Annotated in this window: 15 protein-coding genes and 1 pseudogene; 7 read left to right on the forward strand and 9 right to left on the reverse strand. The window is 63.3% G+C overall.

What is annotated here, in order from left to right; all coding sequences use genetic code 11:
• The first annotated feature begins 35 nt into the window (after positions 1 to 35).
• Both ACFQ6H_RS02300 and ACFQ6H_RS02305 read left to right on the forward strand, forming a co-directional pair.
• Positions 36 to 701, forward strand: a complete 666-nt coding sequence (locus ACFQ6H_RS02300) for a HEAT repeat domain-containing protein (RefSeq protein WP_378643462.1) — start codon at positions 36 to 38, stop codon at positions 699 to 701.
• Between the two features lie 13 nt (positions 702 to 714).
• A complete protein-coding gene (locus ACFQ6H_RS02305; RefSeq protein WP_378643465.1) occupies positions 715 to 1,749 on the forward strand; it encodes a MerR family transcriptional regulator in 1,035 nt (344 codons plus the stop codon).
• A 43-nt stretch (positions 1,750 to 1,792) separates the two neighbouring features.
• Here the strand turns inward: ACFQ6H_RS02305 and ACFQ6H_RS02310 are convergent, their stop codons facing one another.
• Positions 1,793 to 2,164, reverse strand: a complete 372-nt coding sequence (locus ACFQ6H_RS02310; RefSeq protein WP_378643470.1) for an SdpI family protein — start codon at positions 2,162 to 2,164, stop codon at positions 1,793 to 1,795.
• 173 nt (positions 2,165 to 2,337) lie between these two features.
• Positions 2,338 to 2,679, reverse strand: a complete 342-nt coding sequence (locus ACFQ6H_RS02315) for a VOC family protein (RefSeq protein ID WP_378643475.1) — start codon at positions 2,677 to 2,679, stop codon at positions 2,338 to 2,340.
• A 139-nt stretch (positions 2,680 to 2,818) separates the two neighbouring features.
• Here ACFQ6H_RS02315 and ACFQ6H_RS02320 point away from each other — a divergent pair, with 139 nt between their 5' ends.
• From ACFQ6H_RS02320 to ACFQ6H_RS02330, 3 genes and pseudogenes are all read left to right on the forward strand, one after another.
• Entirely contained in the window at positions 2,819 to 3,295 is a 477-nt protein-coding gene (locus ACFQ6H_RS02320; RefSeq protein ID WP_378643480.1) for a hypothetical protein, read from the forward strand.
• Between the two features lie 133 nt (positions 3,296 to 3,428).
• Positions 3,429 to 3,566: pseudogene (locus ACFQ6H_RS02325) on the forward strand (mini-circle protein); the annotation flags it as partial.
• Between the two features lie 101 nt (positions 3,567 to 3,667).
• Positions 3,668 to 3,760 (forward strand): DUF664 domain-containing protein, encoded by a 93-nt coding sequence (locus ACFQ6H_RS02330; RefSeq protein ID WP_378644012.1) that lies wholly within the window; start codon positions 3,668 to 3,670, stop codon positions 3,758 to 3,760.
• A 62-nt stretch (positions 3,761 to 3,822) separates the two neighbouring features.
• Here ACFQ6H_RS02330 and ACFQ6H_RS02335 read toward each other — a convergent pair whose 3' ends face one another.
• From ACFQ6H_RS02335 to ACFQ6H_RS02355, 5 genes are all read right to left on the reverse strand, one after another.
• The gene (locus tag ACFQ6H_RS02335) at positions 3,823 to 4,284 is read right to left on the reverse strand and encodes a DUF6389 family protein (RefSeq protein ID WP_378643485.1); all 462 of its coding nucleotides are present in this window, start codon (positions 4,282 to 4,284) and stop codon (positions 3,823 to 3,825) included.
• A gap of 19 nt (positions 4,285 to 4,303) precedes the next feature.
• Positions 4,304 to 5,020 carry an NUDIX domain-containing protein gene (locus tag ACFQ6H_RS02340; RefSeq protein WP_378643490.1) on the reverse strand — a complete coding sequence of 239 codons (717 nt, stop codon included), beginning with the start codon at positions 5,018 to 5,020 and terminating at the stop codon, positions 4,304 to 4,306.
• 161 nt (positions 5,021 to 5,181) lie between these two features.
• Positions 5,182 to 6,210 (reverse strand): 4-hydroxy-2-oxovalerate aldolase, encoded by a 1,029-nt coding sequence (dmpG, locus tag ACFQ6H_RS02345; RefSeq protein ID WP_030537431.1) that lies wholly within the window; start codon positions 6,208 to 6,210, stop codon positions 5,182 to 5,184.
• Positions 6,207 to 7,151, reverse strand: a complete 945-nt coding sequence (locus tag ACFQ6H_RS02350) for an acetaldehyde dehydrogenase (acetylating) (protein WP_003943168.1) — start codon at positions 7,149 to 7,151, stop codon at positions 6,207 to 6,209. Before ACFQ6H_RS02350 ends, dmpG begins: the two co-directional genes overlap by 4 nt.
• Positions 7,148 to 7,975, reverse strand: a complete 828-nt coding sequence (locus ACFQ6H_RS02355; RefSeq protein ID WP_378643496.1) for a 2-keto-4-pentenoate hydratase — start codon at positions 7,973 to 7,975, stop codon at positions 7,148 to 7,150. Before ACFQ6H_RS02355 ends, ACFQ6H_RS02350 begins: the two co-directional genes overlap by 4 nt.
• Positions 7,976 to 8,044: 69 nt before the next feature.
• On the opposite strand from ACFQ6H_RS02355, the gene ACFQ6H_RS02360 reads away from it, so the two are divergent.
• Positions 8,045 to 8,806, forward strand: a complete 762-nt coding sequence (locus ACFQ6H_RS02360; protein WP_378448369.1) for an IclR family transcriptional regulator — start codon at positions 8,045 to 8,047, stop codon at positions 8,804 to 8,806.
• Here the strand turns inward: ACFQ6H_RS02360 and helR are convergent.
• Entirely contained in the window at positions 8,768 to 10,990 is a 2,223-nt protein-coding gene (gene helR, locus ACFQ6H_RS02365) for an RNA polymerase recycling motor ATPase HelR (protein WP_378643501.1), read from the reverse strand. The genes ACFQ6H_RS02360 and helR overlap by 39 nt on opposite strands.
• 278 nt (positions 10,991 to 11,268) lie before the next feature.
• Between helR and ACFQ6H_RS02370 the strand changes: the two genes are divergently transcribed.
• Positions 11,269 to 11,733 carry a hypothetical protein gene (locus tag ACFQ6H_RS02370; RefSeq protein WP_378541565.1) on the forward strand — a complete coding sequence of 155 codons (465 nt, stop codon included), beginning with the start codon at positions 11,269 to 11,271 and terminating at the stop codon, positions 11,731 to 11,733.
• A gap of 12 nt (positions 11,734 to 11,745) precedes the next feature.
• On the opposite strand, the gene ACFQ6H_RS02375 is transcribed toward ACFQ6H_RS02370, so the two are convergent.
• A complete protein-coding gene (locus ACFQ6H_RS02375; protein ID WP_378530360.1) occupies positions 11,746 to 12,663 on the reverse strand; it encodes a carbohydrate ABC transporter permease in 918 nt (305 codons plus the stop codon).
• Positions 12,664 to 12,670 lie beyond the last annotated feature (7 nt).

Below are 12,670 nucleotides of genomic sequence, written 5' to 3' on the forward strand. Positions count from 1 at the left end.
CACAGTGACAAGGACTCCAATGGTCGACGAAGGAGGTGGTTGTCGTGAACACAACCAACCACGGTGGACAGAATGCTCACCTCGTCGACGCATTGGCCGCAGCTGATCCCTCGGTTCGGCTGCGCGCCGCGCTGGCCGCCGGCACACGCCCGGACCCTGAGCTGACGGTTGCCCTGGTCGATCGGTGTGCCGTCGAGCCGGATTTCTTCGTCCGCGACATGTTGACCTGGGCGTTGTGCCGCCTGCCGGGCGAAATCACGGTGCCTAAGCTGATCCGTGAGCTCGGGTCCGATGGTTCGCAAGCCCGCAGTCAGGCGCTCCACACCTTGTCCAAGATCGGCGATCCGATCGCTTGGCCCGAGGTCTCTGCGCTGGTTCACGACCAGGACGACGAGGTCGTGCGCAGTGCGTGGCGTGCGGCTGTAGCCCTCGTGCCGTCAGGAGACGAGGGCGCGCTCGCGGCCGAGTTGGCCACCGAACTCGGGCGAGGCGAACTCCAGATGCAGCTCAGTCTCAGTCGAGCTCTGACAGGACTCGGCGAGGCTGTACTCCCGGTGCTCGACGCGGCCGGTGCAAGCCTGAATCCGCGTGTTCGGGCGCATGCTGATGCTACAAAGCAACTCTGGCACGACCCCGACGGTGGGTTCGCTCTCTCACACGAGTTGGCGAGGCGCGTCGCGGCAATCGGCCCGGACGCGTAGGAAGGGGAGACGGATGTTGATCGGCGAGGTGTCGCGGCGTTGTGGTGTCAGCACACGGATGCTGCGTCACTACGACACGTTGGGACTGGTGAAGCCGACGGGCCGCACGTCCGGCGGTTACCGCGAGTACTCCGCCGACGACATCCGTCGACTCTTCCACGTCGAGAGCCTGAGGACGTTGGGGCTTTCGCTGAACGAGGCCAAGCGTGCACTGGACGAGCCCGACTTCGCCCCGGCCGATTTGGTGGGTGAACTCATGCAACACACTCGGCAACGGATCGCGGCGGAGGAAGAATTACTGACCAAACTCGAAAGGGTCGACGCCTCCGCCCCTTCGGAGTGGGACGACGTCCTGCGCATGGTTTCACTGTTGCGTGCACTCGAATCCGAGTTCGCTGCCCACCGTCAGCAAGCGATCCTGTCGCAGGAGCTGAATGCAGCGTTGCCCGTCGACGCACTCGTCGAGGCCATCCTGTCGGAGAAGGATGCCAACGTGGCCGGAGCGTTGCAATGGGCGTTGGCGAGGACCGAAGGTGCGGGGCTTGCAGGTCTCGCGAAGGGGCTCGAATCGGAGGACGTCGAGGTGCGGCGCCGCGCGATGTCCGCCATCTCCGGGATCCACACCGAGGAGGCAACTCGGTGTTTGAAGCGAGCTCTCGATGATTCGGACGGGATAGTCCGCGCCGACGCCGCTCTCACCCTCGGAACTCGCGGAGAGGCCATCTCGATGCCCGCTCTTCTCGAGATGGTCGCCGACGGGCGACGCGACGTCGAGGCCGGCGAGGTATTGGGTCTTCTGGCGGAGTGCTCACCCGCAAGCGGCGAAGTCGTCGCGGCAGTGCAGGACAGGCTCGACAACACCGCCGACGCGCCGACGCGGCTGCGAATCACTCAGGCGCTCGCCGAGATTCCCGGCGCGGCAGCACACGAAGCGCTCGCCCGGCTCACCCACGACGACGACAAGACGGTCGCGTCAACGGCAGCCGCGATCCTCGAGATGCGGGACCGTGGACCACGCCGACGCGAACGACCGCGCATCGGGAACTGAAATCGGAGAACGAGGGCACGTCTGACAACTGCGGCCCAGGCTGTCAATGCCGCAACGATTTTGCTGCGGCGTTGCCCTTCAACGCCGCACAGAGCAGGACGACGAGCACTGCTAGAAACACGACCGTTGAAGTGACAGCCGAGCCCACAGATCCGAAACCCGTCACGACACCGATCGCGACCTGCGTGCAGAGTCCCACTACGGCTGTCCACACCGTCCGGCGCAGAAGCGGCCGCGCAATCCGATGGGCCAATTGCCACGCCTCGGGGCTCGAGATCGTTGCCTTCGTTCGTATGCCGACAACGGGATTCGGTTCATCACCGACCAGTCGCGGCATGAGCCCAGCAACGAAGGCGAGGATAAGCGTCGACGACGACAGTGAGGCCGTCAGACCCAGCAAATCAGGCGATCCCATCCGTCCAGCCCCTATCGGCAGATTTTGACACAGCGGACATTCCAGTCTGGGGTGCCGCTGGGACATACCCGACTGTATGCGAACGAATACATGTACGGCTGTGTGGGTGACGCACTTTCAGGCTTTGCCGGATGAGCAGCGGACTCGATCTCGGACTGGTTGTCAGGCAGACCCTAATGCGGATCACCTACGCAGAAAAGGTTTCCCGCCGGATCCGCCAACACGTCCCAAATTGATTCGCCCGACTCATGGCGCTCGACGTGGGCTGCTCCTGCCGCGACGAAGGTCGCGACGACCTGGTCCCGCGGAGGATCCTGCGGTTCGAGGTCGAAGTCGAGGTGAACCGTATTCCTTTGGCTGCGAGCCTGATCGATCCGTTGGAAACCGAGAGTGAGTGGAAGGTCCGGGGCCGTCACCGTCAGGAAATCTTCGTCACCATCGATACTCGCCTCGCTGAATCGCTCCGACCACCAGGTGGCAAGTGATCGGGCATCCGTTGCATCGAACGTAACCATGGCCAATCGCACCATCGCACACCAACCTCTTTACACGTGACTGCCTTTCGATCGATCTTAGGCAAAGCCCTGCAACTGATGCGCACCCGCTGCGCAGTGATCAACGGATATGGTTTCTCACGTGGTGGATCAACGGCGAATGAGTTTGCGACGCAGGTACCTGAGCCTCGGTCTTGGCGAACTGGCCGCCGCGGGAGTGTTTGCCGCTGTGGCTGTCAGCGTCGTGGTGCCTCGGCTCGAAGGTCCGCACGACTCCGCGGCGCTGTGGTCGGCGCTGGCCCCACTGCTCGTGGTTCTCGTGCAAGCGGGTGTCTATTGGCTGCTTGCCCGAGGCTGGGTCGAGCAGGCGCCGATGCCGGCCCGCCTCGCGGCGCTCTACCGTGTGTTTCGGGTCCTCGACATTGTGGTCTTGGCGGTCGGTCTCCTCGGCGTGCTCATTTGGCTACCAGATCATTTCGTCACTGCGGCGGCCATTATGGTGGTGTGGGCTTTCGGGGTCGTCGAATACGTCAATTACTTCGTGGCCCGTCTCGCTTATCCGCTGCGGCGGTGGCCGTTCGAGGTCGGCCGGTGGCGGACACCTCAACTTGTGCGCGACCTGCATTCGGCGCGGTGATACCGGCAGTAAAGCCGGCCTTTGCCGCAACGGCAAAATTTGATGCGGGATCGGCGTGAGTTCGGAAGGATCGGTACTGCCTATCCAGGAATGAAGCCTCTTCGTCGTTCCTCACCGAGGAAGGAGACCCACCATGGCAACGTCGGGTCGGAGCCGCCGTGATGTCCCACCACCCCGGACAGGGATTAGCGAGACCGATACGCTGCGCGCGTTTCTCGGCTACCTGCGTGATTCGATCGCTGCCAAGGTTGAAGGTGCTCCGGAACCTCAGGTGCGCACCACAATTGTTCGGTCGGGAACAACCTTGCTCGGGCTGGTCAATCATTTGAACCTTTGTCGAACGATCGATGTTTCTCGCCGAAAACGTGACGGATTGGAAAGCGACGTTTCAGCGAAGAGACCGGGCGCCATGCCGGGCACGCTGACATCCTCCGCGAGCTGATCGACGATTCGACCGGTCGGTGACATCGCAACATCGATCACAACAGTGGTTCGAAGTCGTCCATCTCGCCGACAGCTTCCGCGCTTCATCGAGGCGAATGTCCACGACTGAAATCGGGGCCCACAGGTATCGGGTCGGTCGCTCCGTCGGGAGTTGTTACTTCCCAGTGCAGTTCGGATGCAGTCGGGGGAACGAGCGCGCCGATCCACTCGGCGACGACACCGACGATAACTTCCTCGAGTTCCGTGCGTGACCACTCTCGCGGACGAGTGGGAACCGGTGGCTCCCAGCCTTCCTCACCCCAGATCACGCTGAAAAGCTCCCGCTCGTCGCCGATCTGCTGATTCAAACTGAACGCATCAGGGTCGTCGAATCGCGCCCAGACGCCGAAAGTGCCCTCGCCGTCCTGGTCCACGGAGACGTCGATGACAATGCCTTCGGTTTGTGCTGTCGCTGCGGCGCGCATCGCCGCCAGCCGGCTTTCGACTACCGACGATGCGGTGTCGAGGACGGACCTCAGCGCGTCACGGTACTCGGCAGGTTCCATCGGCACAGGATATAGAATTTCAGGCAATCGACTTCGAAGTCAGTGCCCCCGACATGGCAGCCCATTGAAGAAGAATGACCGTCTTACCGTCGACGATCTCTCCGCCGGCGACCATGTCGAGTGCCGTGTCGAACGGCAACTCCAGGACTTCGATGTCCTCGCCTTCGTCTGGCACCCCGCCACCGCTTCCGGTTCTGTCCGCCGGACTGTATCGAGCGGCGTAGAAATGCACTCTCTCGGTGACGGATCCGGGGCTCATGTACAGATCGAACAGATGCTGCACCTCACCGATCGCGACGCCAATCTCTTCGCTCGTCTCTCGCCGAATGGCTACTTCCGGCGTGTCGTCGTCGAGCAAACCGGCTGCGGTCTCGATCAACATTCCGTCGGGGTGTGCGTTGACGTAAGCGGGAAAGCGGAATTGCTTCGTCAACAGGACGGTGCGCCGTTCGGGGTCGTACAGCAAGATCGTCGCGCCGTTCCCGCGGTCGTAGGTTTCACGTTGCTGCGTCTCGAGAGTCCCGTCCCGTCGCCGGTACGTGAAGGTGCTGCGACGCAACACATGCCAACCGTCTGAGGTGACCTCGACTCGTTCGACTTCGACATCAGGATTACCGTGCAGCCCGAAGCCTGTTCGGTCGAGGCCGGTGCGACCCCGGCTGTCCGGAATGTCGACGCCGGCGCAACCCGCCGTTGCAGTTGGGTGTATCAGACGGTCGCTGTCAGGTTCGGTCATGTCATCCACCGTAGCGAAGATCGGCACCTCGCCGTTATTGGGCAACAACAGTTTCAGAGGTTGAGCGCTGTAATGACAGAACCTTCTCAGCCCAACTGAGAAGTCCCGCCCCCGTCCGGAGACGGGAGCGGGACTCGGGTATCAGCGAATTCGGCAGCTCGTCAGACAGCTTCCTTGCTCGCCTGCGCCGCAAGGGTGAGCGCGATGTCGACGATCATGTCCTCCTGGCCACCCACCAGACGGCGACGTCCGGCTTCGAGCAGCAGTGTGCGAACGTCGATTCCGTAGCGCTCCGACGCAGCCTCGGCGTGGCGCAGGAAGCTCGAGTACACGCCTGCGTAGCCCAGTGTGAGGGTCTCTCGATCGACGCGGACCGGTCGGTCCTGCAGCGGACGGACGATGTCGTCGGCAGCATCTTGCAAGGCGAACAGGTCGCAGCCGTGCTCCCACTCCTCGATGTTCGCAACGGCGATGAATGCTTCGAGGGGGCAGTTGCCGGCTCCGGCACCGTGTCCGGCCAAGGAAGCGTCGACGCGGGTGACGCCGTTCTGCACGGCCACAACAGAATTGGCGACCGAGAGTGAAAGGTTCTCGTGGGCGTGGATACCGATTTCGGTACCCTCGTCGAGAATGTCGCGGTATGCGCGAACACGATCCGCGACGTCGTTCATCACCAGGCGCCCACCCGAGTCGGTGACGTAGACGCAGTGCGCGCCATACGATTCCATCAGCTTGGCCTGCTTCGCCAACTCCTCGGCCGGTGCCATGTGGCTCATCATCAGGAAGCCCGAGACGTCCATGCCGATCTCGCGGGCGGTCTCGATGTGCTGCGCGGAGACGTCGGCCTCGGTGCAGTGGGTGGCAACGCGAACTGAACGTACACCCAGGTCGTAGGCATGCTTGAGTTCACTGATCGTGCCGACACCGGGCAGAAGCAGCGTGGTGAGGCGAGCGTGCTCGAGTACCTCGGCTGCTGCTTCGATCCATTCCCAGTCGGTGTTGGAGCCGGGACCGTAGTTGAGCGAGCCACCAGCGAGGCCGTCACCGTGCGCAACTTCGATCGCGTCGACGCCGGCAGCGTCGAGAGCTGTGACGATCCGCTTGACGTCGGTCGGCGAAATGCGGTGGCGAACAGCGTGCATGCCGTCGCGAAGGGTGACGTCCTGGACGAAGATCTTGCGGTTGCTCACTTGGTTGCTTCCTTCTGCTGGGCGATGCGCTCCGCGATCTGCATTCCGGCGGACGTCATGATGTCGAGATTGCCGGCGTACGCGGGCAGGTAGTGCGCAGCACCTTCGACCTCGAGGAATACCGACACCTGGTGGGTAGGGCGATTGCCGTCGACGAGCAACGTCTCGACCGGCTGGTCGGCCGGGATCTCGGTGATCTGGACTTCCTGCTTGAGGCGGTAGCCCGGGACGTATGCCGAGACGTCGCCGACCATTTTCTCGATCGACTGACGGATCTCGTCGTGGACAGCCGGATCCGGCGCGTCGACGAGGCAGAAGACCGTGTCGCGCATGATGAGCGGCGGCTCAGCGGGGTTGAGGATGATGATGGCCTTGCCGCGACGAGCGCCGCCGACTGCCACGATCGCCTCGGACGTGGTTTCGGTGAACTCGTCGATGTTGGCGCGCGTTCCGGGACCGGCCGACTTGGAGGCGATGGACGCGACGATCTCCGCGTACGCCACCGGAACCACCCGAGAAACAGCGGCAACCATCGGGATGGTGGCCTGGCCGCCACACGTCACCATGTTGACGTTGGGCGCGTCCAGGTGCTCGTCCGCGTTGACAGCCGGTACGACGTACGGTCCGATCGCGGCAGGCGTCAGGTCGATCATGCGCTTGCCGAGGGGAGCCAGCCGCGCGTTGTTGGCCACGTGAGCCTTTGCCGAGGTGGCGTCGAAGACGATCTCGATCTCGTCGAAGTTCGGCAGACCGACCAGGCCTTCGACGCCTTCTGCCGTGATCGGCACGTTCAGACGCGCCGCGCGAGCGAGGCCGTCCGACGCGGGGTCGATACCGACCATCGCGCCCATCTCCAGGTAATCGGAGTTACGCAGCACCTTGATCATCAGATCCGTGCCGATGTTGCCCGATCCGATGATCGCGACCTTGACCTTGCTCATGCGTTGTCCTCTTCGCTGGAAAAACTGGTGGTGACGGAACCGAGCCCGGAGACGGTCACGGTGACTTCGTTGCCTGCGGTGACCGGCGCCATTGGGCCGAGTGCGCCGGACAGGATCACCTGGCCTGCGGTCAGCGGCTGCCCCAACTCGCGCGCCGTGCGGGCGAGCCAGACGACGGCTTCGATCGGATCGCCCAGGCAGGCGGTTCCGACGCCGGTGGAGACCTCGGTGCCGTCGACGGACATCGACATGACGACGCCCGCGGGTTCCACCTCGTCGAGGGTGCGGCGTTCGGTTCCGAGGACGTAGACGCCCGAGGACGCATTGTCGGCGACCGTGTCACCGAACTTGATGTCCCACGACTCGATGCGGCTGTCGCAGATCTCGATCGCCGCGATGGCGTAGTCGATCGCGCCGCGGACCTGGGCGCTGTCCAGTGGCCCGTCCACAAGGTCGGCGCCGAGCACGAAGGCCACTTCCGCTTCGACCTTGGGCTGGATCAAACGGCTCATGGGGATGACGTCGCCCGCCGGGAACTCCATGTCGGCGTACAGCACGCCGAGGTCGGGCTGGTCGACGCCGAGCTGCTGCTGGACTGCCACCGAGGTCAGGCCGATCTTGCGGCCTACGACCACGGCCCCGCCCTGCCGACGGATTTCGTCGACGCGACGCTGGACGGCGTAGGCGGCGACGAGGTCGTCGGCGCCGATCAGATCGCGCACTGGCGCGCAGGGAGTACCGCTCGCGATGGCGGCTGCGAGGCGGTCCGCAGCAGCTGCGATGTCGGTCTCGCTAGCTGTACTGGTATTCGTGGGCTGGCTCATGGCCACTACTTTCGCCGCGGCACCGAGATTGCGCCAGGGAACTGTCTCACTCAGCGATACGCTGGGGAGGTGACTGGCAGCGCAAACCTCGACACCGTGCTCGGCAAGGCGGTGACGATCCTGCGCGCCTTCCGGGCCGACGACCACGTGTTGCCTCTGGCCGCCCTGGTCCAGCGGACGGGCCTGCACAAGGCAACCGTGCACCGCCTGGCCAACGAACTGGTTGCGAACCGATTACTCGACCGACTCGACGGTGGTTACCGACTCAGCGGTGGCCTCTTCGAACTCGGCATGCTCGCCTCTCTCGAACGGAGCCTTCTGGAGATGGCGATGCCGTTCCTCCAGGACTTGTACGAGCGGACCCACGAAACAGTCCACCTGGGGGTCCGTGACGGCCACGACGTCGTCTATGTCGCGAAGATCGGCGGCCATCGACAAGCCAACTCCCCTTCTCGGACCGGCGGCCGGATACCGCTGTATTGCACCGCAATCGGGAAGGCGCTCCTTGCTTTCTCCGACAACGAATTTCGCCGCGAAGTGTTGTCGGAACCGATGACGCGCCGAACCCCGCACACGATTGTCGCGCCCGGCATTCTCAACACCCAACTGAACAGAGTGGTCGAGACCGGCATTGCGTTCGAGCGCGAGGAATCGGCGCCGGGTCTTGCGTGTGTCGCGGCACCGGTCTTCGGAACCAATGACAAACCAGTCGCGGCCATCAGTGTCACCGGTCCCACCAGTCGCTTCGTCCCCGAGAGCCAGGTGTCCTACGTGCGCGCTGCTGCCGAAGGCCTACACAGCACGATCGCTCGTCGCGAACGGTTGCGGTGACCTCGCCGTCCCGACCCGGGCGAGTCCGGTCAGGGCCTGCGGCAACGAACCCTCGTGCAAGACGCCCAGACGTTGAGTGGCGCGGGTGAGGGCGACATAGAGTTCCGACGCACCGCGCGGGCCGTCGGCAATGATCCGCTCCGGTTCCACGACAAGCACGGCATCGAACTCCAAACCCTTCGTTTCCGAAACCGGCACAGCACCTGGCACATCCGCAGGTCCGATGACGATGCTCGTACCTTCGCGTCCGTCCTCGTCCTGATTGAATTCGTTGACGGCGGACGCCAGTTCGTCGGCGGAGATTCGCTTGGACCACGGTTGGACCCCGCAGGCGCGAACGGACTCGGGTGGTTGGACTCCCGGCGCGAACTCGGCGAGCAAGGCGGCGGCGACGCTCATGATCTCGGCCGGAGTGCGGTAGTTCACCGACAGTGATCGGTAGATCCAGCGACCGGGGACATACGGCTCCATCATCGTCGCCCACGAGCGGGCACCTGCGGGTGAACGTCGTTGCGCGAGATCGCCTACCACCGTGAATGACCGGTCCGGGCAACGGCGCATCAGGACCCGCCAGTCCATCTCGGACAGTTCTTGTGCCTCGTCGACGACGATATGCCGGTACGTCCAGTCTCTGTCTGCAGCAGCGCGTTCGGCGAGTTCCCGGGTGTCACGTTCGACGAAACGGTCGGCCAGGTCCTCGGCGTACAGCATGTCCTGGGCGAGAAGATGGTCTTCGTCGTCCATCAGGTCTTCGCGACTGATCATCATGTCCAGCACACCCGCCGCATACGCGGCCTCGTCCTGGCGTTCGCGTTCGGCGCTCTGATCCACAGGCTTGTCCCGGCCGAGCATGTCCACCAATTCGTCGAGAAGAGGAACGTCGGACACCGTCCAGGCATCGCCATCTCGGCGCAACAGTCTCTCGTCCGCACCTGCCGCCCGTAGGCGTTCCGGAGAAGTAAACAGCTGTGTCAGTAGCTCTTTCGGTGTCAGGATCGGCCAGAGTGCGTCGAGCGCTGCGGCAAACGCGTCATTCTCCGCCAACTCTGCGGTCAGATCTGCGCGCACTTGCTCCCACGCTTCACGGTCACTGCGGGTCAACCATCCCTTTCCGATGCGCGCTATCGCCCGTTCGGTCAGTGCCCAGGTGAGGATTTCGGTGAACACCGTGCGAGCGTCGTTGTGGGGGAGCTTGCTGGCGCGGGCTTCTTCTCGGGCCCACTCCGCGGTTTCGGCGTCGATCCGCACTGTGACGTCCGCCAGTTCGATCGACAGCGGGCTCTCGGGCAGTCGCTGCTGATCGGCGATCGCCGCGCTGAGCACATCCAGGATCTTCAGTGAACCCTTGAGTTCAGCGGCGCCCGGGATGTCCTCGGCGGTGACGCGTAGGCCGGGGACAAGATCACCGGTGGTCATGAAGACCACGTCGGACTCGCCCAGTGAGGGCAGTACGCGGCCGATGTGGTTCAAGAACGCCGGGTTGGGCCCGACCACGAGAACTCCGTGACGTTCCATACGTTCTCGCTGCGTGTAGAGAAGGTAGGCGACGCGGTGCAAGGCGACGACGGTCTTCCCGGTGCCCGGGCCACCTTCGATCACCAACACTCCAGGGTGCTCGAGACGGACGATGTCGTCCTGCTCGGCCTGGATCGTGGCCACGATGTCCCGCATGCCCTCACCTCGCGGTGCGTTGACCGCCGCGAGCAGGGCGGAGTCCCCGCGTGCGTCGCGTTCACCACCCTCGGGGCGCCCGAGTACCTCGTCGGTGAAATCGACCACGCGTCGACTCCGTGTGTGGAACTGACGGCGTCGACGCATGTTCTCCGGGTTCGCAGCGGTGGCGACGTAGAACGGGCGAGATGCCGGCGCCCGCCAATCGAGCAGAACCGGTTCGTAATCGTTGTCCGCGTCCAGAAGGCCGATTCGCCCGATGTACGAAGTCTCACCCGACAGCGAATCCAACCGGCCGAAACACAGTCCGTTGTCGGCTACATCCAGCCTTTTCACCTCTTTGGCAAGCGCGCGTACCTCTGCATCGCGTTCCATGAGTGCTTGGCCGTCTCCGCGCAGAGCGGTGCTGTACCGACCCTTGACTCGGGCCCGTTCGGCGTCGAGTCGCGCGTAGAGCGCCTCCACATAGTTCCGCTCGGATTGCAGTTCGTCTTCGTATCCCTGGATTGGCACATGCCCTCACTTCCGCTGGCTGTTCCGATCCGGTAGTCGGTCGTACGGGATCGGAAGAGCCATTCTGCGGCACTACCCGGGCCTTGCCGCAAGCCCCCCGGTGGGCTATATATTGGTAGTGGAAGGGAGTGTCGATCCTCCCCCGCTTTCCCACAAATCCTCTCGCGACCCCCCAGACTGATGCACGGCTCCCAGCCTGGTCGATGTTTGGACCCCGAGTGCCACGGGTACAAATCCAGTGACCGGTGTTCCAAAATCGGTTCCCCTCATGAACTTACGTGGATCGAGGGATTGTGAAGGCGATACTGGCAACGGCCGCGAGCATCCTTCTGGTGGTTGCCTTGGCCGTCGCCGTCTTGCTTCTCCTTTCCGGATCACCGCGCGAAGGTACTTCGCACGAACTCGCCGACACGGTTCACACGATCGGCGGGCAACCGACAACCTGTACCGAATTGTTCGGTGAAACATGCAGCTTTACTTTGCAGTCCGACTACAACCAGTGGGGACAAAACCTCGAGAGTTTTGTCAATGCCGGGACTCTCGGACCTTTCGCCCGCAGCATCGGCTTCGTGGCGGAGGCGAAGCTGAGCTTGCAGGCATGCGAGGTCAGCGCTACCGCGGGTAGGACGATCCTCGATTTCTACAATCTTGCGGGGATCGACCACCCCACGGCCACCACCACCGACCTCTTTCCCTTCTGGAACGAGTCACGCCAATTCTTGTGCCCGGTAAACAGTTTCTGAGACTGTTGTTTGCTACTTGAGACCGGACTGGACGAACGCGTCGCGCACGTAGCGCTGAAGGAACAGATAGATCAGGAAGATCGGCAGACACGCCAGTCCGGACGCCGCCATGATGGCACCCCAATTGTTCCCTTCGGCACCGAGGAAGCTGCGGATACCGATCTGTAGCACCGAATTCGACTGGCGCATGATGAGCGCGGGCCAGAGATATTCGTTCCAAGCAGAGATGAACAGCATGATTCCCAGCGCCGCGAGAGCAGGCTTCATGTTGGGCAGCACAACCTTCCACAGCGTTGCCCACGAGTTCTGTCCGTCGATCTGACTGGCGTCCAGTAGCTCCCGCGGAAACGCCTCCATATGCTGTCGCATCAGCAGGACTCCGAAGGCCGAGCACAAGTTCGGGATCACGATGCCTGCAACGGTGTTGAGCAAGCCCATCTGGGAGATCAGCAGGTAGTTGGGGATCATCGTGACCTGAAACGGAACCAACCACGACCCGACGAAGAGTAGGAACAGCGCTTGCTTGCCGAAGAAGTTCCACCGGGCAAACCCATAGGCGGCGAGGATTGCGACGAACAGCTGGCTGACCGACATGGCCAACGCCATGGTGAAGGTATTCACCATCATCGACGCCATCGGGATCGTGTTCCACACGTATCGGAAGTTCTCGAGGCTGAAGGGCGAGGGGAGCGGGCTCGCCGACAGCGAATCGTCAGGGCGACGAAAGGCCGTGGCAAACAGCCAGTAGATCGGAAAAATGCTGAACACGGTCACGGCCGCGAGGACAACGTGCCCGACCACCCGTCGCGTTCGAGACCGGGACCGTACCGGTCCGTCGTTGCTCTCACTCCGGGCGTTGAGGTGCTCCACCACCGGGATCGCATCGGAACCACGTGGATGGCCGGGTGCGTCGACCAGAACAAATGCCATGTCAGTT

This window comes from Rhodococcus sp. NPDC056506 (genome assembly GCF_042794945.1).
GTDB lineage: Bacteria > Actinomycetota > Actinomycetes > Mycobacteriales > Mycobacteriaceae > Rhodococcus_F.

What these genes read in the sequence shown, in the direction of transcription:
- ACFQ6H_RS02305 (WP_378643465.1), top strand. Translation starts at nt 715, where the DNA reads ATGTTGATCGGCGAGGTGTCGCGGCGTTGTGGTGTCAGCACACGGATG.
- ACFQ6H_RS02310 (WP_378643470.1), bottom strand. Translation starts at nt 2,164, where the DNA reads ATGGGATCGCCTGATTTGCTGGGTCTGACGGCCTCACTGTCGTCGTCG.
- ACFQ6H_RS02315 (WP_378643475.1), bottom strand. Translation starts at nt 2,679, where the DNA reads ATGGTTACGTTCGATGCAACGGATGCCCGATCACTTGCCACCTGGTGG.
- ACFQ6H_RS02320 (WP_378643480.1), top strand. Translation starts at nt 2,819, where the DNA reads ATGAGTTTGCGACGCAGGTACCTGAGCCTCGGTCTTGGCGAACTGGCC.
- ACFQ6H_RS02335 (WP_378643485.1), bottom strand. Translation starts at nt 4,284, where the DNA reads ATGGAACCTGCCGAGTACCGTGACGCGCTGAGGTCCGTCCTCGACACC.
- ACFQ6H_RS02340 (WP_378643490.1), bottom strand. Translation starts at nt 5,020, where the DNA reads ATGACCGAACCTGACAGCGACCGTCTGATACACCCAACTGCAACGGCG.
- ACFQ6H_RS02350 (WP_003943168.1), bottom strand. Translation starts at nt 7,151, where the DNA reads ATGAGCAAGGTCAAGGTCGCGATCATCGGATCGGGCAACATCGGCACG.
- ACFQ6H_RS02355 (WP_378643496.1), bottom strand. Translation starts at nt 7,975, where the DNA reads ATGAGCCAGCCCACGAATACCAGTACAGCTAGCGAGACCGACATCGCA.
- ACFQ6H_RS02375 (WP_378530360.1), bottom strand. Translation starts at nt 12,663, where the DNA reads ATGGCATTTGTTCTGGTCGACGCACCCGGCCATCCACGTGGTTCCGAT.